Origin of the sequence: Flavobacterium reichenbachii, assembly GCF_002217435.1 — a bacterium.
Classification (GTDB): domain Bacteria; phylum Bacteroidota; class Bacteroidia; order Flavobacteriales; family Flavobacteriaceae; genus Flavobacterium; species Flavobacterium reichenbachii.
Map to the genome: position 1 here is coordinate 48,458 of NZ_MUHF01000001.1, position 25,956 is coordinate 74,413.

General features: G+C 34.0%; 14 protein-coding genes. 10 read left to right on the forward strand and 4 right to left on the reverse strand.

The genetic code is table 11. The features are described from left to right. Positions 1 to 156: 156 nt before the first annotated feature. From cdd to porU, 3 genes are all read right to left on the reverse strand, one after another. Positions 157 to 639, reverse strand: a complete 483-nt coding sequence (gene cdd / locus B0A68_RS00200; RefSeq protein WP_035685958.1) for a cytidine deaminase — start codon at positions 637 to 639, stop codon at positions 157 to 159. Between the two features lie 74 nt (positions 640 to 713). After that, a complete protein-coding gene (gene porV / locus B0A68_RS00205) occupies positions 714 to 1,919 on the reverse strand; it encodes a type IX secretion system outer membrane channel protein PorV (protein WP_035685955.1) in 1,206 nt (401 codons plus the stop codon). A gap of 40 nt (positions 1,920 to 1,959) precedes the next feature. Beyond that, positions 1,960 to 5,796 (reverse strand): type IX secretion system sortase PorU, encoded by a 3,837-nt coding sequence (porU, locus tag B0A68_RS00210; RefSeq protein ID WP_035685952.1) that lies wholly within the window; start codon positions 5,794 to 5,796, stop codon positions 1,960 to 1,962. A 213-nt stretch (positions 5,797 to 6,009) separates the two neighbouring features. Between porU and gldJ the strand changes: the two genes are divergently transcribed. Then, the gene (gldJ, locus tag B0A68_RS00215) at positions 6,010 to 7,695 is read left to right on the forward strand and encodes a gliding motility lipoprotein GldJ (protein ID WP_035685949.1); all 1,686 of its coding nucleotides are present in this window, start codon (positions 6,010 to 6,012) and stop codon (positions 7,693 to 7,695) included. A 117-nt stretch (positions 7,696 to 7,812) separates the two neighbouring features. Continuing rightward, a complete protein-coding gene (locus B0A68_RS00220) occupies positions 7,813 to 9,099 on the forward strand; it encodes a UDP-N-acetylmuramoyl-tripeptide--D-alanyl-D-alanine ligase (RefSeq protein ID WP_035685946.1) in 1,287 nt (428 codons plus the stop codon). 40 nt (positions 9,100 to 9,139) lie between these two features. Here B0A68_RS00220 and B0A68_RS00225 read toward each other — a convergent pair whose 3' ends face one another. Next, complete coding sequence (locus B0A68_RS00225) at positions 9,140 to 12,010, reverse strand: triple tyrosine motif-containing protein (protein ID WP_035685943.1); 2,871 nt, start codon at positions 12,008 to 12,010, stop codon at positions 9,140 to 9,142. Between the two features lie 345 nt (positions 12,011 to 12,355). Here B0A68_RS00225 and B0A68_RS00230 point away from each other — a divergent pair, with 345 nt between their 5' ends. The 8 genes from B0A68_RS00230 to B0A68_RS00265 all read left to right on the forward strand — a co-directional run bounded on the left by B0A68_RS00230 (position 12,356) and on the right by B0A68_RS00265 (position 25,949). Continuing rightward, complete coding sequence (locus B0A68_RS00230; RefSeq protein ID WP_035685940.1) at positions 12,356 to 15,472, forward strand: SusC/RagA family TonB-linked outer membrane protein; 3,117 nt, start codon at positions 12,356 to 12,358, stop codon at positions 15,470 to 15,472. A gap of 15 nt (positions 15,473 to 15,487) precedes the next feature. After that, positions 15,488 to 16,996, forward strand: a complete 1,509-nt coding sequence (locus B0A68_RS00235; protein WP_035685938.1) for a RagB/SusD family nutrient uptake outer membrane protein — start codon at positions 15,488 to 15,490, stop codon at positions 16,994 to 16,996. A 292-nt stretch (positions 16,997 to 17,288) separates the two neighbouring features. Further along, the gene (locus B0A68_RS00240) at positions 17,289 to 18,743 is read left to right on the forward strand and encodes a glycoside hydrolase family 30 protein (protein ID WP_035685936.1); all 1,455 of its coding nucleotides are present in this window, start codon (positions 17,289 to 17,291) and stop codon (positions 18,741 to 18,743) included. Positions 18,744 to 18,830: 87 nt separating this feature from the next. Next, positions 18,831 to 20,300 (forward strand): glycoside hydrolase family 30 protein, encoded by a 1,470-nt coding sequence (locus B0A68_RS00245; protein WP_035685933.1) that lies wholly within the window; start codon positions 18,831 to 18,833, stop codon positions 20,298 to 20,300. 25 nt (positions 20,301 to 20,325) lie between these two features. After that, entirely contained in the window at positions 20,326 to 21,783 is a 1,458-nt protein-coding gene (locus tag B0A68_RS00250; protein ID WP_035688249.1) for a glycoside hydrolase family 30 protein, read from the forward strand. A 27-nt stretch (positions 21,784 to 21,810) separates the two neighbouring features. After that, a complete protein-coding gene (locus tag B0A68_RS00255) occupies positions 21,811 to 23,568 on the forward strand; it encodes a cellulase family glycosylhydrolase (RefSeq protein ID WP_035685930.1) in 1,758 nt (585 codons plus the stop codon). 122 nt (positions 23,569 to 23,690) lie between these two features. Continuing rightward, the gene (locus B0A68_RS00260; protein ID WP_035685928.1) at positions 23,691 to 24,530 is read left to right on the forward strand and encodes an endonuclease/exonuclease/phosphatase family protein; all 840 of its coding nucleotides are present in this window, start codon (positions 23,691 to 23,693) and stop codon (positions 24,528 to 24,530) included. Further along, the gene (locus tag B0A68_RS00265; protein ID WP_035685926.1) at positions 24,531 to 25,949 is read left to right on the forward strand and encodes a glycoside hydrolase family 30 protein; all 1,419 of its coding nucleotides are present in this window, start codon (positions 24,531 to 24,533) and stop codon (positions 25,947 to 25,949) included. The last annotated feature ends 7 nt before the right edge of the window (positions 25,950 to 25,956 follow it).

A 25,956-nucleotide genomic window follows, 5' to 3' on the forward strand; every position in this document is an offset into this window, starting at 1 on the left:
TTGAATTCTTTCTTTTGCTAAAGTTGTTGTGTTATCAATTGTTGCCTGTAACGCAAAATAGTTTCCTCCCACAAATTTGCGCCCGAAAGGTCGGGATGCAAAAATAAGACTTTCCTATTAAGAACTAAAATTTAAAAGCTACTTTTTGGCTTTTTTTTACAAGAACTTTTTATCAAACATAAAAGGGAGCAGATTTTTTAGGGATGAAGATTTATAAACCTCACCAATTTCACCCATAAAATAGATTTCTATAGGGGTTTCCTGTCTGATTTCGTATTCTGCAATTGACTGTCGGCAAGAACCGCAAGGCGGGATTGGAGCAGTGGTCTGATTAGTGTCTGAAGCGGCAGTAATAGCCATTTTTAAAATTTTTGCATCAGGATAAGCGCTTCCGGCATAAAAAATAGCAGTTCGCTCTGCACACAATCCTGATGGATATGCAGCATTTTCCTGATTTGATCCTAAAATTGTTTTTCCGTTGTCAAGAAGTAAAGCTGCTCCAACTCTAAATTGCGAATAGGGGGCGTAAGCTTTTTTACGAACTTCAACAGCCTCGTTCATTAAGTCCTGAATTTCTGTAGGGAGTTCTGCAAGGCTTTCGTAAACTGTAAATGATGATGTTATGCTTATTTCTTTCATTGTTTTTATGGGAAAAAAAATCCAAATTCCTAAAAAATAGAAATTTGGATTTGTATTGCTTTATATTTTATTGTTTAATAAACTTCGTATTTGTCTCCAAAGTTAAAGGTTAAAGAAAAGCGAAGTGTGTTTTCTAAAGGATTTTTAACATTTGACGCCGAAAATAAATAAGAAACATCAACTTTTACTACGTTATATTTGAAACCAGCTCCTAATGAGAAAAATTTTCTGGCTCCTTTTTCCGGACTTTCGTGAAAATATCCTAAACGCATTGCAAAAGCATCTTGATAAGTATATTCTGCTCCTACGCTGTATGTTATTTCTTTTAACTCTTCACTAAATCCGCCTGGTGCATCTCCAAAAGATTTGAACATTCCAGAAACCCATCCAATATCATTGTATTTATTGTAGCTGATGTCGTTTGCTTCTTGCTGCGAAATGTCTCCTGGATCTGTAAAGTTTCCATTTCCGTTTAAATCTACTGCAGTTCCTGGTCCTGGAGGAGTTGGAACCATAAGTTTAGAAAACTCTACACTTACTCCAACCTTATTATAATCGTCTAAAATAAAATCAAAACCTCCACCTAATCTCAGATTTGCAGGTATAAAGTTTGAACTTATATCATCATTATCATAACTTATTTTCTGACCCATGTTTTGCAGGTTGATACCGGCTCTCCATCTTCCGTTAAAGTCTGTATAGGCAATTTCTTCAGATTGGTAAAATGCAGCGACGTCTATTGCAAATGTGCTTGCAGCTTTTGCATCTACATTTTCTGAAGCAACTTTCAAATTAGAGTTGATAAATCTCGCGGCAACTGCCATAGAAAATTCATCACTTAATTTTAAGGAGTATGATCCGTCCAGGGCAAATTCGTTAGGAGTTACTTCTCTTACGGCTTCGTTTGGGTCGCCGGTTTCTCTAAGCTCGATTCCTCCAAAACCAAAATAACGAAAACTTCCCGCAAAGGCGCTTCGCTCATTAATTTTGTTATAATAGGTTACTTGTCCGAGTGAAATGTCATTTGCTAAATCTGTCAAATACGGGGTGTAACTTATAGATAAACCTTGTTTGTCTACAGAAAAAGCGTATTTGGCAGGGTTCCATTGCTGAGAAAAGGCATCAGCAGAAGTAGCAACACCCTGATCAGCCAAACCGGCCGCTCTGGCATCTGCTGCAACTAATAAAAATGGAACTCCAGTAGTAATAGGTTGTAGTTCTTGAGCTTTAGCGTATGAAATAATTAAAAAGCAAATTAGTAAAAGTGATATTTTTCTCATTATGGGGTTAATATAATTTAGGTGATGCAAATATATATAATTAAAGGATTACAAGCTTTTCATATTTTTCTGCTTTTTTATTTGTTAAATTTGATTTAACTGTGAGTTTATATATATAAACTCCTTTTCCGATTCTATCCCCAAAATCATCTCTCCCGTCCCATGTTATTTCTCGTGATAAAAAACCTTCTGTTGTAATTATTTGATTTTTTGTCCAAACCACTTTCCCGGTAATAGTCATCACTTGAACCTGAACATCTAAAGGTTCATATGGTCGATTGTGTGAAAACCAAAACTGTGTATAAGTTGAAAAAGGATTCGGATAATTTAGAACGTGTGTTAATGTCAATGATTCGTCTCCAACAACTGTAAATTGTATTTCGCTTGTTACCGGATTGTTGTAAACATCCCAAGCAGTAAAGCTTATTGTGTGCAATCCCGGAGCTAGATTTCTTAAAGGAAAACGTAAATTTCCATTGGTATAATCGTCTAGTTTTGTCTGATAATAGTCGTTTAATATATAAGGATTAGATACATCTCCATCCAAAACCGCTATAATATCATGTCCGATGCCGCTTGCTGTATTGATTCCGTTTTCGTCTTCAAGAAACGCTAAAAGGAATGGAGATTCGTTTGTAATACCTCCTGACACAAAAGTCTCATCATTCATATATAACTTAACTTTCGGATTTATATTGTCCTGCGCTGCATTTTCATTAATTCCTCCTATTTTAATAACGTTATTATAACCTGACTGGTTTTCTAAAACCTCATTTTTTTTCGAATAAAAGCTAATTCTTCCATTGTCTACCGGAATTCTAATATCTCTTGGTACAACAAAACTAAACTCAAATTGACCGTTGGTGACAGAAGCATTTCCTCTAAAAATAGTTTCTCCGAGTGTCTTAAATTGCATTACAGGGCTAAAACCATCATTGTTTAAAGTAGAAGTCGTGATTAATTTATCAAAAATTGAAGTCGCTAATTCTCCATTATAATTGCTTAAAAGAATATTATTTTCATCTGTAATTTCGCCTGATATTTTAATTTTTGCTAATGATTTAAAGTCAGGAATTTGCTGTGATACTGCAATGTCGTTTACTTTTGTTAGAATTATTCGAGGTTTTGGAATTGCCAGCATTAAGGCGGGATCACCAATATAAAAAACAACATTACTCGACGAGCTTGGGTCTTCATTTTTAGAAATTCTAAGCGCTTCTGCAATAGTTGTATATTGATTTGATCCATAAGAGAGAAGGTTTTTTGCTAAACCGTCGCTAAAATTTTCTGCATTAGGCTGACCTATTTCGCGAATTGTGGTAAGCATGGAAATAGCTCCGCCTTTAGGATTCCAGAAAGTATATTCGCCGGCAGTTGGCCTTGTAGGATCATCAAATCGGGAAAACTCGCAGGTTATAGTAATAAATAATGGATATTTGTATTGGTTGTTTAAGTTTTGACTATCAGATTTTTCCCAAATGCGTTCGCTGGCTAGTCCGTCTTCTCCTCCGTGTCCTAAATAATTAAATACTAAAGCGCCTTTTTCAAAAGCATTAAATATATCAGTTCTTGCTTTAGGATATCTTGATCCTCCTGCCGAAGCTTCCTGTGTGTAAGAATCAAGAAAAATTTTATCGATATTAAAAAATGGTTTTTCTGTGGCTATTAGATCTGCTAAGCTGTTTTGGCGTGCCTGCAGTGTGGCATCAGAACTTTGATCAGAATCATCGCTGATTAAAACAAAATTGTTTCTCCAGTTTCCAAAAGATTTAATATTATGGTATTCTAAAACTTTATTTACCATCTCCTGAGCCTGAGCATTATCAGAAACCAGCATTCGTCCGACGGCTATATCAATCCCGGTTGCATAATAAAGAATGTTTCCTTCATCAGAATCCATAAGTCCGAAAAAATCGTCTGAAGCAAAAGAACCTTCTCCAACAGTATCACTTCTTAAGGATTGATAGGTAGGTACAATATTATTATTGTTTACAGTGCGGTCTTTATAATCGTATGAAGCATCGCCAAACATGTTTAGGTATTTTATTCTTTTTTCTGGAGAAGAAGCGTTTTCATAAATGTATCGAATGCAGTTTCTGATAGCAGCAACGTCTTGTTTTCCAGAAGAGAATTCCTGATATATATTTTCTAAAGAAATTACCTTTACATTTAAATTAGAATACGTTCGATGAAAATTGGCTAAATTCTCTGCCTGAGATACTAATGATCTGGGCGTAACAATTACATAGTCTATATCCTGAAAAGTATTTTGAGCATTCTTAAAAAGAGTTCCTTTTAAATTTTGATTGGCAATTTTTGATTGACTTTCTTTTAAAGGAGTATAATAATCTGCAGGATCAACAGCAATATATTTTCTGATTTCGCCTAAAGTGGCTTTGAAGCTGAAAGAGGTTTGATTTGCAGTTTCAGCTTTTGATACATTATATAGGTCTGTAATATCCCAAATTTGAGAAATACCAGCGGCGTTTCCGATCGTGTAGTTTACTGTTCCGGTAACTGAGCCTGCTAAATCATACTGGAATTTAAATTGTTTCCCGATTCCTAATAACTTTCTTTTGGCTATTAAATTAATATAATCCAGATAGCCTTTAGATCCCGGTACACCATTATTATTATAGGTAAGTTTTATTTTTACATTCTCTGCGCCAGTAAATGTGCTGTTTGCAGGCAGATTTCTACTGTAAAATTTGATGTCAGAATTTGATACTAAAGTGTTGAAGTTTAATGTTCCGATCGTTTGTCCATTTCCGGATACTACAAATGAAGTAGGAGTATAGGCTGCTGAAACAACGCTTAATTCTATTTTGATTGGTGTTGAAGTTTCAAGATTTGGAAAATTAAAATCAAATTCCTGTTCTGCATTGATGTCAAATGATTCTCCAAACCATTGACGGCCTGTATGAGCTATATTTATTTTGTCAATTTCATGGTGTTGATAGTCGTCATAAGTGCTTAATTCTAATGTACTGTTGTTAGTAGGCTGGTTGAATGGTGAAATTCGTTTGCCATCTCCACCTGTAGTTGTGATATAATAATATGATTTTGTGCTATATGCATTAATATTGGTTTGACTTTCTGTATTCCAGTTTTCAACTCCTTCGCCATAAAAAAGGATATAATCTTCATTATTAAAGACGCCGTCATTTTCTCCGGCAATTTGTAGCGCATTTTCAGTTAGATCTTCTGGATAATATACATTATTTGCAAGAGGAAGCATATTACCGCCATTACCGTAAATTTTAATTTTTCTAGGATCAACTTTGCCGGGATCGAATCCTAAACTTTGCAAAAAAGACTTCGAGATTTTATAAACGCCTGATTTCTCGATGTAAAATCGATACCAATCTCCAGACGCCAGAACTGAATTTGAAATTTGATTTGATTTTTGAAAAGCTGAAGAACTGCTGTTTTTAGATGTACTGTTATTTATATTGTAAGAAAATGATTTAATGCGTTTAAAGGTGTTTCCTTCTTTTATTATTGGTGAAAGTGAAATAAAAGTATGCGTTTTATCCCTTGCTGATGTTGTTTGCAGCGTTTCGTTGGGCTTGTCAGGTATGTTTGAGAGTGTTAAATCTCCTAATTCGGCTGCTGAAATGGTCTCGTAAAAAATGCTGCTTAGCTGCACAGAATTGTTGTTAGAATAGTTCGATGTTCCCAGGTTTAGCAGTAAGGTTATGCTTTTTTTGCCAGCATCGAAGCGAAAATGACTTCCGGAAAAGTAAGGAATAATAATTTTCCTATCACCAAAACTTACTTCTTTTTTGGCTTGCCAATCCAGCGTTAAGCTCCCATTTATCTGGGAAAATGAGATAATTGGAATCAAAAAAAGGTATAAGATTAGGGCCTGTTTCATCGGTCAAAAAAACGGAATTAATTTAAAATCATTTTGGCTAGTAAAAATATAGTATTTCATGTTATAGTAAATAATAAAAAGTATATTTTTGCGTTCGTAACTATAGGTTATTTTCTGGTAAAAAACAGCTAAATAAAATTATTAGAACAGATGTTGCTAATTAAATGTTAATTATTATATTGCAGCACCTAAATTTATCACCTAAGAATGAGTATGAAAGTAAACAAAATTGTAGTCTTGCAATTAATGATGTCAATGGTATTGATGTTGGGCACGGCTAGTTGTAGCAAAAAATCGAGTTCAAGCCATGCTTCTAGAGCCACTGGTTGGGATGTAGATAGTCAGAATGGAACTGCTGCTAGAAACGCAGGGAAAAAACAACAGGCTGGTCCTGGTTTAGTTTTTGTTGAAGGAGGTACATTTACTATGGGTAAAGTACAAGATGATGTTATGCATGATTGGAATAACACAGCAACTCAACAACACGTTCAGTCATTCTACATGGATGAAACTGAGGTTACTAATGGTATGTACTTAGAGTACCTTGAGTGGTTAAAGAAAGTGTTTCCTCCAACAGAAGAAAATTACAAAAATATTTACGAAGGAGCATCGCCAGATACTTTAGTTTGGAGAAATCGTTTAGGTTATAATGAAACGATGACTAATAACTATTTGAGACATCCATCATACGCAAACTATCCTGTAGTAGGTGTAAACTGGATTCAGGCTGTTGAATTTAGTAAATGGAGAACTGACCGTGTAAACGAAGCAGTTTTGGAGAAAAACGGATATCTTAAAAAAGGTGCTAAATCTCAAGATGTTACTGCAGAAAGTTTGTTTAATACAGAAGGATATCTTGCGTCTCCATCAACAACATACGGAGGAAACGAAGAGTTGGTATTGAAGAAAAACCCTAACGGAAGAAGACCAAAAGCTGGTAAAGACGGAGTAGTTCCAGAAGAAAAAAATGTTTATGCACAACGTTCTTCAGGTGTTATTTTGCCAGAATATAGACTTCCTACCGAAGCTGAATGGGAATATGCAGCAGCAGCTGATGTTGGACAAAGAGAATACAATATATATAAAGGACAAAAGAAATATCCTTGGTCTGGTGATTATACTCGTTCATCTAAACGTAAAAACAAAGGTGATCAATTGGCTAACTTTAAACAAGGAAACGGTGATTACGGTGGAATTGCAGGTTGGTCTGATGATGGTGCAGATATTACAAATGCTGTAAAAAGCTATGCCGCTAATGATTTCGGTTTATACGATATGGCTGGTAACGTTGCAGAATGGGTTGCCGATGTTTACAGACCTATTATTGATAACGAAGCAAATGATTTCAACTATTTTAGAGGAAATCAATACGGGAAAAACAAAATTGGTAAAGACGGTAAGTTAGAAATTGTTACTCCAGCTACTATTAAATACGATACTTTAAGTAATGGAAAAGTTGTTGCAAGAAATCTTCCAGGAGAAATTGCTCAGGTTCCAGTTGACGAAAATGAAACGTATTTGAGAACAAACTTCAGTACAAGCGACAATATCAATTATAGAGATGGTGATAAACAATCATCTAAATATTTTGACTTTGGAGATCCTGAGTCTGGAGCAAAAACAGATCAAACGATGTACAATTCTCCTAAACATAATATCACTACAGATAGTTTAGGTAAAATGACAAGAAAATATGATAACTCTAGTAAACGTACTACTTTGATCGATGATAAGGTAAGAGTTTACAAAGGAGGTTCTTGGAGAGATAGAGCTTATTGGTTAGATCCAGCTCAAAGAAGATATTTCCCTCAAGATATGGCAACTGACTACATTGGATTTAGATGTGCAATGTCTAGAGTTGGTGCTAAAACTGAAAGAAGAAAATCACCAAGGAATTAAGATTTAGAAATTCCAATATAAAAAATTCCAAATTCCAAAAGCTGAATATTCAGTATGGAATTTGGAATTTTTTTATTGTTTTTTTTCTACTTTTATGACTTATTAAAATATAATTAAATGAATATTCAAGACCTTCATAACTTGTTTTTGCAATGTAAATCCCTTTCAATTGACACTAGAAAGATTGAGAAGGATTCTATGTTTTTTGCCATCAAAGGAGAAAATTTTGATGCTAATACTTTCGCTAAAGAAGCTCTTGATTTAGGTGCATTGTATGTTGTTATTGATAATCCAGCTTATATTGTAGATCAAAGAACTATTTTGGTTGATAACAGTTTAGAAGCACTTCAGGAACTCGCGAACTTTCATCGTTCTTATTTAAAACTTCCTATAATAGCCCTGACAGGGAGTAATGGAAAAACAACAACAAAAGAGCTTATCAATGTAGTTTTAGCTGAAAAGTTTAAAACAAAAGCAACTATTGGAAATTTAAACAATCATATTGGTGTTCCGTTAACTTTGCTTTCTTTTACAAAAGAGACAGAAATTGGTATCGTTGAAATGGGGGCAAACCATCAAAAAGAAATTGAGTTTTTATGTGAAATTGCTCAGCCCGATTTTGGTTATATTACTAATTTTGGAAAAGCGCATTTAGAAGGTTTTGGCGGTGTTGAAGGTGTAATTGCCGGTAAAAGTGAAATGTATCAATATCTTTCTAAAAACAGCAAAATAGTTTTTGTTAATCTTGAAGATTCAATTCAGATTGAGAAATCAAAAGGGATAAAATCATTTACATTTGGAGTTCAGAAACAAGAAGCTGATGTCAATATTAGTGCTATTGAGGCAAGTCCTTTTGTTAAAATTGAATATAAGGATTTCACTATTGCATCTCATTTGATAGGGCTGTATAATGCTAATAATATTAATGCAGCAGTTTCTATTGGACGTTATTTTAAAGTAGAAGACGACAAGATAAAAAAAGCAATTGAAAATTATATCCCGGCAAATAATAGATCTCAATTGCTAAAAAAAGGGTCAAACGAAATTATTTTAGATGCCTATAATGCTAATCCAAGTAGCATGGAAGTGGCAATTACTAATTTTTTACAACTCGAAAATCAGAATAAGATTATGATTTTGGGGGATATGTTTGAATTAGGAAATGAAAGTCAGCAAGAACATAAAATCATTGTTGATTCTTTGTCAGGAAAGCATCATTTTACTTGTTACTTTATTGGAAAAGCTTTTTATGAAAACAGAATAGCTGCTGAAAACATTAAGTTTTTTGAAACTTTTGATTCCTTTATAGAATTTCTAAAAACCATTCATTTTAATGAGAATACCATTTTAATAAAAGGTTCAAGAGGAATGGCTCTGGAGCGGACATTAGAATATATATCATAACAAGAAAGCCATTCGCTGCGACGAATGGCTTTCTTGTTTTTTAAATATTCATTAAAAATCCAATTAAATTTTCTTTTTTATTTAAACCCAGTTTTTTTCGCAGTCGATAGCGGGCAAGTTCGACGCCTCCAGTAGAAATGTTCATGATTTCTGCTATTTCCTTAGTTGACATATTCATTAATAAATAAGTCGATAAATCGAGCTCACGAGGAGAAATTGTAGGATACTTTTCTTTTAAACGTTTTAAGAATTCAAAATGTACGTTTTTAATGTGCTTTTCTAAATCTTTCCAGCTCTTGTCTGTGTTAACTTCTTTTACAATACTTTTATTTAGTTTGCTAACTTGAAATTTGGTAGAATCATCGAGCGCTTCAACATCAATTTCCTTAAGTTTATGAATGATTCCGTTTAATATCTTGTTTTTCTTTACAACCTGAAGCGAGTTACTCACCAGCTCTTTGTCTTTTGCTAAAATTTTGATTTGCAGCTTATCGTTTTTCAGCTTTTCAATTTCTTTTTCAAGATCATATTGTTCCTGTCTTATTCGGGACTCTTTTTCAAGATATAACCTTCTTTGTTCTATGGTTTCGTAATATTTGTTCTTTCTAATCTTAATTTTTATTCGATTAGAAATCGTATATATTGCTATAAGACAGAAGATAAAATAGAACATATATGCTAAAAAGTGTCTGTACCATGGTGGAGAAATGGTAAACGTAATCGTTGAAGCCTCTGATTGAATTCCGTTACTGTTTCTAACTTTTACATTCATTGTATAATCTCCTTCTCTTAAATTGGTGTACTCTTTAATAGAAATGTTAGACCAATTGCTCCATCGATCATCGAAAGGCTCTAATTGATATGAAAACTGTACATTTTCGAGGTTTTCGTAAGTTGGAGATGAAAACGTAAAGCGAACATGGTTTGATGCGTACGGAATTCTGATGTTTTCGATTTTGTTTTGGTTGTTGCCAAGAACAATGGTATCGCCGGGAAATGAAAAACTTCTAATAAAAGCCTTCGGTTTATTGGAAACGTTGTTTAATAAATTAGAATTATAATGCGCTAATCCATCTGTTAATCCGATAAAAATGTTGTTTGGATCAATAGTGTTTACTGATAAATAATTGCTGACTAAATTTCCAGTCAGATTCGAAAATGGTGCAACAACATTTGTGTATTTGTTGTTTTTTTTCATCAAAACGCCTAAAGATTCATCAAACGCATACCATAGATTAGATTGAGAATCTTCGCTCAAAGCACTGATCATTGGAATGTTTTTAAATAATCTGGTTAGGTTTGCATCTTCATAAAACAAATCTTGTTCATTTGAATACTTGTAAAAATGATTGCTGACCTGAAAATAAACTTTCCCGTCAATTTTTTGCAGACTTCCAATATTTTTAAATTTAGAAGTAAGTCTGTCTATTTTTTTGATCGAAGAAAATCTGGATAAATTATCGCTGAGAAGCATTCTATAAAGTGATTCATCTTTTTTGAGCCATAAATAATTTTCGTCAAGTTCAAAACTATTTGATGACTTGTCAAATCCCAAGATTTGATTTCTAAAAACCAATCCATTTGATGTTTTCTCAAAAACAGCAAAACCATCATAATTTGAGCCGATATAAAAACCAGAATGATTTGGTATCTGCTTAAAGCCAAAGTAACCTTTAGAATCAATTATTTTAGTTACTTTTCCTCCATTTATGGCTAGTGCGCCTCTATTATTAGCACAAATAAGTTCACCATCAATTACCTGAACATTCCAGGATTGTGCCGTAGTTCCTTCGACTAATTTAAAAACATCTTGCTTAAAATTGCTGTTCCAATCGTGATAAAAAACTCCCTGATTTGTTGCTACATACAAATTGCCCTGATGAATTACTGAAGCATAAACGGTACTGATGTCATAGCTGAAGCCGAAATATGTGAATGGAGAACTTTCGTTGACAAAGGCGATACCGTTGTCTAGTCCAAGCCAAAGATTATTTTTATTATCTCTAAAAGAGGTTAAAACTGTATTGTTCTGCAATCCTTTGTTTTGGTTGATATGCTGAATTATCTTCCCTCCAAAATCGCATATGATAATACCATCTAATACAGAGTTTAAAACAATGAACTTATTATTGATAATTGCGCCACCAAGTGAATTATTTTTCTTTACAAAATTATTTGCATCAGTATTCCAAGGAGTAATAATGTTGTTTTCATAAATAAATAAGCCTTTTTCCAGGGTTATTATTAGAGTTTTGTTTTTTCCTATTGCGTACATTCCCCATATCTCTGTATTGTTTAGAGATGTTGTGTTGGGTAATGGGTATAGTTTGCCTTCTTTATATTCTAAAATGCCTTTTTCGACATCTTGAAAGTAGAGTTTATTATTTACTACAAATGAAAACTGAAAACGTTTTGGCGCCTTTAGAATTGATAATTTTCCATTCTTAAAAATATATGCCCTCGCAAAAGATTGAAAAATGATCTGGTTTTTAAAAGAGTGGATTTTCCAGATGAAATCAATTATCTTAATTTTATTTTTATCTACATATTGTGATAATGAAGTGTATTTGAGTTTTCCCTTATTATCAGAATTAAAGTATCCAAACTCATTATATCCTCCAACGAATATTTTTCCTGAATCATCAATCTTTAAACATCTGACTGAAGTTAGATTGGGTAACGGATATTTTCTCCAGGAAGATCCGTCAAATTGGAGAAGACCATTATTGTTTGCAAAATACATGTTCCCATTTTTATCCTGGCCAATATTCCAATTTTGAGTTCCTGCTTTGTATTCATTTCGTTTGTAATTTCTTACATCTGGAAGCCCGATATCTTTAACTTGTGCATAAATTGTAATTGTGAATAGTGTAAAAAAAGTAATATAAAAATATGATTTTGTCAATTTCATAATTTTTTCTGGTTGTTTGGAAATTTAATGGTTAAGTACTTTTATAATAGGGTTTTAACTTGGTATTTGTCCTACTATTTCGTTGTAGATTATTGTTTTTTTTATAAAAATAAGCATTCTTATCCTAGTGTAGTGTTTATTTTTACAATTAACATTTTCATAACATCCTTTATTTGTATTTTAATTAATTATATATCATACAGTTATAAAAAAAATGATGTGTTTTTGTAATGTATAAAATTTTACTTTGATGTGTTTTTGTAGTGAAATTTAATTGATGATAGTAAAAAATTAAGATTATTATTGCATCAAATTACTAATTAATTAACCAAAATTTTTAGAAAAATGAAATTAACAAAATTACTTGTTTTTTGTGTTTCGTCTTTGTTATTCTCGGTTATGGCGGTGGCGCAGGATGTCACAGTCAGCGGAATTGTAAATGATGAAAGTGGAATGCCTGTTCCAGGCGCAACTGTTTTATTAAAAGGCACTACAAAATCAACTGCGTCAGATTTTGACGGAAAGTTTCAACTGCAGGTTCCTTCAAACGGAACTTTAACAATTACATTCATAGGTTATACAACAGTAAATGAAGCTGTAAATGGAAGAACAAAAATTTCAATTCAATTAAAACCAGAATCACAGTCTTTAAATGAGGTAGTGGTTGTTGGATATGGTACTCAAAAGAAATCGGTTGTTACTGGAGCAATTTCTAGTGTAAAAGCAGCTGATCTTGAAAAAGTTCCCAACGGACGTGTTGAACAATCTTTGCAAGGTAGAGTTGCCGGAGTTTCTGTTGCGGCTACTTCTGGGCAGCCAGGTTCTGCCTCAAAAGTTCGTATTAGAGGTATAACTACTTTTAGAGAAGGTGGAAATGATCCTTTATGGGTTGTTGACGGTATTGCTGTAGATGCTGGTGCAATTGGTTTTATTAACCAAAGCGACATCGAGTCTGTAGAGGTTCTTAAAGATGCTGCTTCTGCCGCAATCTATGGTACTCGTGCGGCTACTGGGGTAATCTTGGTGACAACTAAAAAAGGTAAATCAGGAAAGATTTCAGTAAACTATAGTGGTTTTGCAGGTGTTTCTGGACCAGCTAAAAGATTAAACTTATTGAATGCTCAAGAGTATGCAACAGTAATGAATGAAAAATCGGTGAATGATGGAGGAGCAATAAAATATACTCCTACACAGATTGCAGGATTAGGTAAAGGTACTGATTGGCAGGATGCAATTTTTAATGATTCAGCTCTGAGATACACTCATGAATTAAGCATTAGCGGAGGTGGAGAAAAATCTACTTTTTATGCTTCTTTTGGTATACAAGATCAGGAAGGTATTGTTACAACAGATATTTCAAATTATACAAAGAAAAATTTCCGTTTAAACTCTACACACAAAATCTCTGATTATTTTACGTTTGGACAGACTTTTGGATATACACGCCAAAAATCTAAAAGCTTAGGAAACGTAAACAGTGAGTTTGGAGGTCCTTTAAGTTCTGCAATTAACTTAGATCCACTTACTCCCTTAGTGGTTACAGATCCAGCAGTAGCTAATACCGGTTTTTATACAAATCCAAATATTGTTAGAGACGGAAATGGAAATCCTTACGGAATTTCTTCTTTAGTACAACAAGAAATGACAAATCCTCTAGCTTATACCCAAACAAGATTAGGAGGATACAATTGGTCGGATGATTTTGTTGGTAATGCCTATTTGGAGGCTAATATTACGAGTCATTTAAAATTTAGAACTACACTTGGCGGTAAGTTAGCTTATTGGGGAAGCGAAGCTTTTACACCTGTCTTCTTCTTAAATCCAAATATGAAAGCAGACAAAAATAACTTTAACCAGAACAATGAAAAATCATTTGCATGGACTGTTGAAAATATCTTGACGTACAGTAATAAATTTGGAAATCATAGTGTAAATGTTTTAGCAGGTCAAGGTGCTTATGTAGAAAACATAGGAACTGTTGTTAATACAACAATGTTTGGACTTCCAATAACAAATTATAAAGATGCTTCTTGGAATTTTAATGTTCCTCAAACAGATAGATCTACCAATACAGAGGATAAAGTTGAGCACAAATTGGCGTCATTATTCTTACGTGCGAATTATGATTACATGGAGAAATATCTTTTTACCGGAATTATTCGTCGTGATGGATCAACTCGTTTTGGTGAAAATAAAAAATGGGGAGTTTTCCCGTCATTCTCTTTAGGATGGGTAATTTCAAAAGAAGGATTCTGGAAAGAAAACGAAACAGTTAATAGTTTAAAACTACGTGGAGGTTATGGAGTTGTTGGAAATGACAATATCGAAGAATTTAAGTACAGAGGTTTAGTTGTTGGAGGATACAACTATTCTGTTGGAAATAATGGAGATATTACAACAGGTTATGGTAACTCTACTTTACCAAACGCAGACTTAGGATGGGAAGAAACATCTCAAACTACAGTTGGTCTTGATGCAAGAGTTTTTAATAATTTTACACTTACTCTTGATTACTACAAGAAAAGAACTACTGGAATTTTAAGAAATGTTGTTATTCCTGGATATGTAGGAGTTGTTGATGCGCCTTCTGCAAACGTTGCAGATATGAATAACAGTGGTTTTGAAGTTGAATTAGGATACAAGAAAAGACTTGGAGATTTTAATTTAGGTGTTAATGCTAATGTTGCTTACTTAAAAAATGAAATCACTTATGTAGGTTCATCTACTAACTACATTGTAGGAGATGCTACTTTTCAATCTATGGGACCAGTTACAAGAACAGAAGTAGGCCATTCATTTAATGAGTTTTATGGTTTTAAAACTGCTGGGATTTTCCAAAATGCTGCAGAAGTTGCTGCCTACAAAAATGCAGCAGGAAATTTGATTCAGCCAAATGCTAAACCTGGAGATTTCCGTTGGGTAGATACAAATGGTGACGGTACTATTACAGATGACGATAAAAGATACTTAGGAACAAATATCCCTAAATATACTTTTGGTCTTACGATCAACTTAGATTATAAAAACTTTGATTTCATGGCATTTGCTCAAGGAGCTGCTGGAAGTAAAATTTTCCAAGGTTTAAGAAGATTAGATGTATTAAATGCCAATTACCAGACAAATGCTTTAGATCGTTGGCATGGAGAGGGAACTTCTAATGATTATCCTAGATTAACAAACAATGATCCGAACAAAAACTACACTAATATGTCTGATTTTTATCTTGAAAACGGCAATTACGCACGTTTAAAAATTGTTCAGATTGGATATACATTCCCAGCTAGCTTATCATCTAAAATTGGTTCAGATAAAATTCGTCTTTATTTAACTGGAGAAAACTTAATCACTTTTACCAAATATACAGGATACGATCCTGAAATTGGAGGTCAGGTTTTTGGAGTAGATAAAGGAGTTTATCCGCAAGCTAGATCTTTTCTGTTAGGAGCTAACGTTCAATTTTAAAAAAATTAAAGAATTATGAAAACTAAAAAATTTAAATATATATACGCAGCTGTTGCACTGGCTTTTATGGGATCTTGTTCTGAAGATTTCGTAACCATTAATCCAGAGGGGAAATTTGACTCAAGCATCTACTTTTCTAACGAACAACAATGTTATGCTGCTTTAATGGGAACTTATGATCCATTAAGAAAAAATACTGGAGGTTTTGAAAATTTAGTAGCAATGCTAAATGCAGGTTCTGATGATTTTTATGCTGGCGGAGGTAGTTCAACAGATGGAAACGGAATTCAAAATTTTTCAACGCATTCACTTAGTTCAATTAGTATTCCAGGAAGTTTCTGGAACGATCATTATCAAGGTGTTGCGAGAGCAAACATGCTGATCTCAAAACTTCCTGCCGCTTCAATGACTGATGCAGTAAGAACAAGATTCGCAGCAGAAGCTAAAACACTTCGTGCATTTTACTATTTCAATTTAGTAAGATTGTTTAAAAATATTCCTTTGGTACTAGAACCTTTAACCACTCAGACTATTTATAATCCTGAGCAGGTAACCCCAGAGGTGATTTATGCACAAATCGAAAAAGACTTGTTAGAAGCTATTCCTGCTCTTCCAAATACTGTTGTAGCAGCAACTGAAGCAGGAAGATTCAATAAAGGTGCCGCTCAGGCCTTACTTGGAAAAGTGTATTTGTTTGAAGGTAAAAAAACTCAGGCAGTGACAGTTTTAGCAGAAGTAAATGGTACACCTGGAGCGACTAATCAATACGGAAATAAATTGCTTACAAATTTTAGTGATTTATGGGTTACTTCTAACAAATTTAATGCAGAATCACTTATCGAAGTATCTCATAGTAGTGCAGGTAATACTGACTGGACCTTTTGGGGGCAAGGTAAAGACGAAGGTAACTCTTTAAACCAAATGATTGGACCAAGAGGATATTCAAGACCAACAGGATCTGATGCTGCTGATCTTCCTTCAGGATGGGCTTTCAATCCTGTAACACAAAATTTATACGATGTAATGAAAAATGATCCAAGATTTGGAGCTACTATTTATGATTTAAAAGCTTTAAAAGCAGCTGGTAAAGCAGACTACATTCCAGCTTATCAGGATACAGGTTATTTCTTGAATAAATATCTTCCAAGACAATCAGATGTTCGTACAGGTGGTGGTAACCAAGAGTTAAATTACAAACAAAATTCGTATGTTATCAGACTTGCAGATACTTACTTAATGGAAGCAGAAGCTTTAGGATCTGGTGCAAGAGCGCAAGCTTTACTAGACGCCGTTAGAGCTAGAGTTGGATTAACTCCTGTTCCAGTAACATTAGCAGCCATTAAATTAGAAAGAAGAATGGAATTAGCTGGTGAAGGACACAGATTCTTTGATTTAGTAAGATGGGGAGATGCAGCAACTGCATTAGCAGACAGAGGTTTTAATGCAGGAACAGATGAGATTTTTCCAATTCCTTACACGGAACTTAATGGTACTAAATTGAAACAGAATCCTAATTATCAATAATAAATAGTAAGCAATCATAGCAAAAATATAGCTTAGAACATAATAAGCTGAACATTTGGGATGGCTGTAAAAATAATTCTCAGGAAGATTAGACCGCATTAGAATGGTCAATAAGTTTACAATCTAAAAATCTAAATGAGAGAAAAATAAAGAGTTAAGTTAAGTTTAAGTTTGGTTGTAAATAGCCCATAATCATTATGAGTATGGGCTATTTTTTAAATCCTTAAACAGCCAGAAACTATTTAATCGTTTCTGTAATACTTTAATTCAGAATCTAATAAACTAAGGGAGAATGAGAAAAAATACTTTAAAAATTCTATGCCTTTTGTTTTCATTAACGGCATTAGCACAACAACAGAAAACAAAAAAAGAATTTACAACCAAAGGAAAAAAAGTAACAGTTTATACAACAGCTGAAGATTTGAATTTACGACTATCAACAACAGATAATCTGACTTTTTCAGAATCAAAACAGCCTCTGGAAACCGAAACATCTGTTTTTGTAGAACCATCTAAAAAGTTTCAGACTTTTATGGGAATTGGCGGTGCAATTACCGATGCGAGTGCCGAAATTTTTGCTAAACTTTCTAAAGAAAAACAAACAGAATTTTTAAATGCCTATTACGATAAACAAAAAGGAATTGGCTATTCTTTGCTAAGAACAACGATACAAAGTTCTGATTTTAGCAGTGGAAGCTACTCCTATATCGAAGAAGGTGATAAAGATTTAAAAACTTTTTCTATTGATCATGATAGACAATTTCGTATTCCTTTAATAAAACAAGCCATAAAAACAGCAGGAGGTAAATTAACAACCTATGTTGCTCCGTGGTCGCCAAATGCATTTATGAAAAGCAATAAAAATGTATTAAAAGGCGGGAAACTATTACCTGAATATTATCAGACATGGGCAGACTTTTATGCAAAATTTATAAAAGCTTATGAGAAAGAAGGAATTCCGATTTGGGGAACTTCAACTCAAAATGAGCCAATGGCAGTTCAAACTTGGGAATCATGTATTTACAGTGCAGAAGATGAAAGAGATTTTATCAAAAATTTTCTGGGTCCAACGTTAAAAAGAGAAAAACTAGGAAATGTAAAAATAATTGCATGGGATCATAATCGTGATTTAATGAATTATAGAGCCAACGTAATTTACTCAGATCCAGAAGCTTCAAAATATGTTTGGGGAATGGGTTTTCACTGGTACGAAAACTGGTCTGGCGGTGCATCAATGTTTGATAATGTAGCAAAGGTTAATGAAGCATATCCAAACAAAAAACTATTATTTACAGAAGGATGTGTGGAGAAATTTGATGCCAAAAAATATCAGTTTTGGGCAAACGGAGAACGTTACGGAATCTCTATGATTAATGATTTCAATAACGGAACAGCCGGCTGGACAGATTGGAATATTCTTTTAGACCAGAACGGAGGTCCAAATCATGTGGGGAACTTTTGTTTTGCACCAATTCATGCTGATACAACAACCGGAAATTTAATCTACACACCGTCTTATTATTATATAGGACATTTTTCAAAATTCATTCGATTAAATGCCGTACGAGTAAATACTGCAGTTAGCAGAAGCGCACTGTTAAGTACTTCATTTTTAAATGCAGACGGTACAATGGCGACAATCGTAATGAATCAATCGGAGAAAGAATTGATCTATAACTTAATTATTGGTGCAGAAAAAACTGTAGTTAGAATTCCTGCACACGCAATACAAACGCTTGTTTATTAATATTTTGTAGTAAGTAAAACGAGGGTGAATCATTAAGATTTACCCTCGCTTTGCTTGAATTTCAATTAAATCTATTTTAAAAGTTAAATGAAAGTCATACCAATAATTTTATTAGCTCCGATTTTAGTACTCCAAATGAGTTGTTCCTCAGTAAAAACTTCGGCGGGTGATATGGCTGTTTCATCCAATTCAAACAAAAAAATAGAACTCTATACAACTGCAGAAAATACAAACTTAAAGTTGTCTTTGTCGAATAATTTAATTTCAAATACAACATTACAAAAATCAAAATCAACAGTTTCTATTATAGTAAATACCGAAAAAACAGATCAGACTTTCTTAGGAATTGGCGGCGCAATAACAGATGCGAGTGCAGAAGTTTTTGCTAAATTATCTCCAAAAAAACAACAGGAATTTTTAACTGCTTATTACGACACAAACAAAGGAATTGGTTATTCATTAGCCAGAACAAATATACACAGCTGCGATTTTAGCAGCGAAAGTTACACTTATATAAAAGAAGGAGATAAAGATTTAAAATCATTCAGCATAGACCACGATCAAAAATATAGAATTCCATTACTCAAGAAAGCAATTAAAACAGCCGGCGGACAACTAACTTTATTTGTTAGTCCATGGAGTCCCCCAGCTTTCATGAAAGATAATAATGATATTTTGCACGGCGGCGTTTTATTGCCTGAGTTTGCTCAATCCTGGGCAGATTATTATTCAAAATTCATAAAAGCATACGAAAAAGAAGGAATTCCGATTTGGGGATTAACCATACAAAATGAACCAATGGCCAAACAACGCTGGGAATCTTGTATCTATACTCCTGAAGCCGAAAGAGATTTCCTCAAAAATTTTCTTGGACCAACTTTAAAAAAAGAAGGTCTAGGTTCTAAAAAGATTATTATTTGGGACCACAACCGAGGCGAAATGTTAGAGCAAAGAGCCAGCTTGGTTTTCTCTGATCCGGAAGTTTCAAAATATGCCTGGGGAATTGGATTTCATTGGTATGAAACTTGGAATGGCGGACCTCCAAAATTCGAATCTGTTGCAAAAGTTCACGAAGATTTTCCGAATAAAAATTTACTTTTTACCGAGGGATGCATTGAAAAATTTGACGCACAAAAATTTCAATTCTGGGGAAATGCAGAAAGATACGGAATCAATATGATTAACGATTTTAATAATGGTACAGTCGGCTGGACAGATTGGAATATTCTTTTGGACCAGAACGGAGGACCAAATCATGTTGGTAATTTCTGCTTTGCGCCAATTCATGCAGATCTTGCAAAAGATGAACTAATCTACACACCAATGTATTATTATATTGGTCATCTGTCAAAATTTATCCGTCCGGATGCAAAACGCATAATACAAACTATAAGCGATAAAAAATTAATAAGCACCTCATTTAAAAACTCTGATAACAAGCTGATTACAGTTGTTATGAACCAATCAGCAGAAGAGATTGTTTATACCCTTATCAACCACGATTTGCAAAATACTATAACTATTCCGGCGCATGCTATACAAACTATTGTGTATTAGTTTCGGAACCAAAAAAACTATAAAAATGAAATTAAATTTTAAAAATACCATAAAGGCATTATTCTTTGCAATAGCAGTCTTTGCTCAGGCAAAATGCTCGTCTTCTAATGATGCTGTCGATCCAATTCCTGTTGATCCTCCGGTTACAGTTACCAACGATATTGATTTTTGGCTTACAAAAGGAAATCAAAGTGTTTTACTGGCAAAACAAGGCGGAATTTTGGGATTTGGCACCACAAGTAATACGTATGCAAATATTGAGGTTGAGGCTTCTCAAAAATATCAGACTATTGATGGTTTTGGATATACGTTAACCAGTGGCAGCGTTGATGTTATCAATCAGTTAAATACATCAAAAAGGAGTGCTCTTTTGCAGGAATTATTTGGGGCTTCCGAAAATTCAATAGGAATAAGTTATATAAGAATCAGCATTGGAGCTTCAGATTTAAGTGCAGAAACGTATACCTACAACGACCTCGCAGCAGGAGAAACAGATTTGAATCTGATTAAATTTAGTTTAGAAAAAGACAAAAATGTAATTGCAGTTTTAAAAGAAATCTTAACAATAAACCCTAAGATTTTGATTTTGGCAACACCTTGGTCAGCACCGCTTTGGATGAAAGATAAAAACAGTTTTATTGGCGGAAAACTGAAAGCAGAATATTATGATGTCTATGCAAAATATTTTGTAAAATACATTCAGCAGATGAAAGCTGAAGGAATCACCATTGATGCCGTAACTCCACAAAACGAACCACTTCATGACGGCAATAATCCGAGTATGTATATGGCGGCCACAGAGCAGGCAGACTTTATTAAAAATAATTTAGGACCAGCATTTAAAACTGCAAATATCACAACAAAAATCATTGCTTACGATCATAACTGCGATAATCCAAATTATCCTAAAGTAATTTTAGCAGATGCCGGTGCATTCCCTTTCGTAGACGGATCAGCTTTTCATTTGTATGCGGGAGATATCAGTGCATTATCAGACGTTTATAATGCTTATCCAACCAAAAACATTTATTTCACAGAACAATATACAGCATCAACCGGAGATTTTGGAGGAGATTTAAAATGGCATCTTAAAAATGTTATTATTGGTTCGATGAGAAATTACAGTAGAAACGCATTAGAATGGAATTTGGCTAATAATGCTTCTTTTCAGCCTCATACACAAGGCGGTTGTACAACTTGCAAAGGGGCAATAACGATAACGTCAAACGATAATTTTCAGCGTAACGTAGCCTATTATATTATTGCGCATGCTTCAAAATTTGTACCGGCCGGATCTGTTAGAATCGGAAGTAATATTAGTGGAAATTTACAGAATGTTGCTTTCTTAACTCCTTCAGGATCAAAAGTATTGATTGTAGAAAATGATGGATCTGCCAGCCAAACTTTCAATATTAAATTTAATGGAAAATGGGCAGCAGTCTCTCTCGATGCAGGAGATGTTGGAACTTATATTTGGAAATAAACAGCAAGTTGTAAAATTAATTTTCACATGAAAAAAATACTTATAGCAGTACAACTTTTAGTATCGATTGCTTCCTTCGGGCAGGGATTTTTGCATAGAGATGGACAAAAAATCGTTGATGGAAACGGGAATAATATTATTTTAAGAGGATTAGGACTCGGCGGATGGATGGTACAAGAAGGATATATGCTGCAGACACAAGCTTTTGCAAGTCCGCAATATCAGATAAAGCAAAAAATTGAGGATGTAATTGGAAAACAGGGCACAAAAGAATTTTATGCAGCTTACAAAGCAAACGGAATCACAAAACGTGATATCGATTCGCTTGCAGCGTGGGGGTTCAATTCTATTCGTCTTCCGATGCATTATAATCTGTATACACCGCCAATCGAACAGGAAAAAAATGGTGAAATCACTTGGATTGAAGAAGGTTTTACCATGACTGATAATGTATTAAAATGGTGCGAAGCAAACAAAATCTATCTTATATTAGACTTACATGCAGCGCCTGGAGGGCAGGGAAATGATGCAGCGATTTCTGACTATGATACTACAAAACCAGCTCTTTGGCAGAGTGAAGCCAATCAGAAAAAAATGATAGCGTTATGGAAAAAACTTGCTTCTCGTTACAGAGACAATCAGTGGATTGGAGCTTATGATATTATTAATGAACCAAACTGGAATTTTACCGGAAGTAATAAAAATGGCTGTGATGAAAATTCAAACGGACCTTTGAGAGATTTGATGGTTGCCGTTACAAAAGCAATTCGCGAAGTCGATACAAACCATATGGTAATTATTGAAGGAAACTGCTGGGGAAATAATTATAACGGAATTTTTCCTTTGTGGGATGATAATATGGCGTTGAGTTTTCATAAATATTGGAATTATAACGATAAAGAATCCATACAGAAAATACTGGATTACAGAACTCAATATAATGTGCCAATTTGGTTAGGAGAAAGCGGAGAGAACTCCAATGTTTGGTTTAAAGATGCCTTGACTCTTGTAGAAACCAACAATATTGGCTGGGCGTTCTGGCCAATGAAAAAAATCGAAAATATTGCAGGAGTAACCTCGGTAACCAAAATTACGGAATACGATGTTCTATTAAAATATTGGAAAGACGGCGGACAAAAACCAACAGCAGACTTTGCAAAAAAAGCATTAATGAAAATGGCAGATAATTACAAAATGCAAAACGTAACCGTTAAGCCAGATGTAATTGATGCCATGTTTAGACAAGTACAAACCAATGATACTAAACCGTACAAAAAACATGCAGTTCCGGGTAAAATCCCAGCAACACAATATGATTTAGGAACAAATGGTTATGCTTATTCAGATAAAGATTTTGTCAACTACAAAGTTGCGACAGGAAAATTTGACGAGTGGAATAAAGGAAATACAATGAGAAATGATGGTGTTGATATTCTGCCGTGCAAAGATCCCGGATCAAACGGATATCAGGTCTCTTTTATTGAAGATGGAGAATGGCTGCAATTTACGGTTGAGGCTAAAAAACAAAATACATACAAAGCAGCAATTCGATATTCGAGTGAAAATTTAGAAGGAAAAATATACTTCGAAACCCAAAACGGAAAAAAATCTGAGACCATCATTTTACCGCCAACAGGAGGAAATGAAAAATGGAAAACCATTATTTTATCTGGAATAGAATTGAATGCCGGAACAAATAAAATTAAAACAGTTTTTGAAAAAGGTGGTTTTAACCTTAATTATTTAGATTTCTCAGAAGTGAAAAAAGATAAAGTAAAGAAATAACTTTTAATGTTATAAAATCAATTTTTTAAGGAACTTAAGATTCAGAATTAACAATATCTTACCGCTCTTTTTTATCGTCAAAGTCAATGAATAACTAGCTTTACGAAATTAAATTTTTTAACATGAAAAAGACAAACACTTTTATTATAGTATTGATAATGCTTTTGATAAGCCATTCGTTTTTTGGTCAAAATTTAAAAATTATGACCTACAATATTCGTTTAGATGTTGCTTCTGACGGAGAAAATGCGTGGCCAAACCGAAAAGATTATTTTGCTTCTCAAATTCAATTTTACAGTCCGGATATTTTTGGAGTTCAGGAAGCAACCCCAAATCAGGTACTTGATATTGCAGCTGCCTTGACAAATTATAACAGATTTGGAATAGGAAGAGAAGAAAAAGGTACAGGCGAAGCGTGTACGATTTACTATAAAAAAGATCGTTTTAAAGTAGAGCAGACCAATACATTCTGGTTGTCAGAAACACCAAATGTGGTTTCTCGCGGCTGGGACGCAGCCTGCAATAGAGTTTGCACGTATGGACTTTTTAAAGATTTGAAAACAAAGAAAATATTCTGGGTTTTTAATATGCATTTGGATCATATGGGTAACGAAGCAAGAATAAAAGGAGTAGAGCTGATTCTTGCAAAAATAAAAGCGCTGAACACCAAAAATTACCCGGCATTTTTAATGGGAGATTTCAATTCAGAACCCGAAACAAAACAAATTGTCGAAATCAAAAAAGTGATGGATGACACTCAAAATGTTTCCAAAGAAAAACCATTTGGACCATCGGGTACATTTAATGGTTTTAAACATAACGAGCCTGTTACTTTATTAATAGACTATATTTTTATTTCGAAAAATAGCGGTCTTAATATTCAAAAACACGCAGTTTTAAGTGATTCTAAAGATTTAAAATATCCGTCTGATCATTTGCCTGTATTAATAGAAATAGATTAAATGAAAAATAGCAAAAAACTTCAAATTTTACTTTTGCTGCCTCTTATTGCAGTACAAATAAAATGCGGTTCTTCAAAAAATGCAGTAAGCAATTCTAAAGCAGAAGCTTGGATTACGGCATCAGATGAATCTTCAAAACTTAAAAAGCAGAATGATTTGGTTTTTAGTACAGAGACCAATTCCAATCAGACGATTTTGGTAGATGCTTCTCAAAAATTCCAGACTGTAGAGGGTTTCGGATTTTCTCTTACAGGCGGGAGCGCGCAAACCATTTTGAAATTAGACAAAACAAAAAGAGAAGCCTTGCTTCAGGAATTATTTTCTAGAAAAAGTGATGCAATCGGGTTGAGTTATCTGCGAATTAGTATTGGAGCTTCAGATTTGAATGAAAAAGTTTTTTCTTATGATGATATGCCCGAAGGCCAGACAGATCTAAAGCTCGAGCATTTTAATCTTGGTCCCGATTTAAACGATGTTGTGCCGATTTTAAAAGAAATTTTAGCCATAAATCCGAACATCAAAATTATGGGTTCACCGTGGTCGCCGCCAGTTTGGATGAAAGATAACGGGAGCTCAAAAGGAGGAAGTTTACAGCCCAAATACTATCAGGTTTATGCCGAGTATTTTGTAAAATATATTCAGGCAATGAAATCTCAAGGTATTACAATCGATGCGATTACACCTCAAAACGAACCATTGCATCCTGGAAATAATCCGAGCTTGTTAATGCTGGCCGAACAGCAGGCAGAATTTATTAAAAATAATTTAGGTCCCGCTTTCGCGAAAGCAAAAATCAAAACCAAAATTATAGTTTACGACCACAACTGCAATAAACCAGAATATCCTTTAACGATTTTAAATGATCCAAAAGCACTGCCGTTTGTTGCAGGATCTGCCTTTCACTTGTACGAAGGAGATATTAGCGCATTGACGACGGTACATAATGCTTATCCCAATAAAGACTTATATTTTACAGAACAATATACAGGTTCAGGAAGCAGTTTTGAAAATGATTTGAAGTGGAGTGTAAAAAATGTTGTAATTGGTTCTATGCGTAATTGGAGTAAAAATGCACTTTCGTGGGGATTGGCCAATGACGAATTTTACAAACCATTTACACCAGGCGGCTGTTCGACTTGCAAAGGCGCTTTGATGATAGATCAAAATCAGAACATAAAAAGAGAAGTGGGGTATTATATTATTGGCCACGCTTCAAAATTTGTTCCCGAAGGATCAGTTAGAATTGGAAGTAACATAAGCGGAAATTTATACAATGCAGCTTTTAAAACACCATCTGGACAAATTGTTTTAATAGTAGAAAATGATGGAACCGCAGCAGAAACATTCAATATAAAATACAACCAAAAACAAATTTCAACCACATTAAATGCAGGTTCAGTTGCAACTTACGTTTGGTAAACAAAAC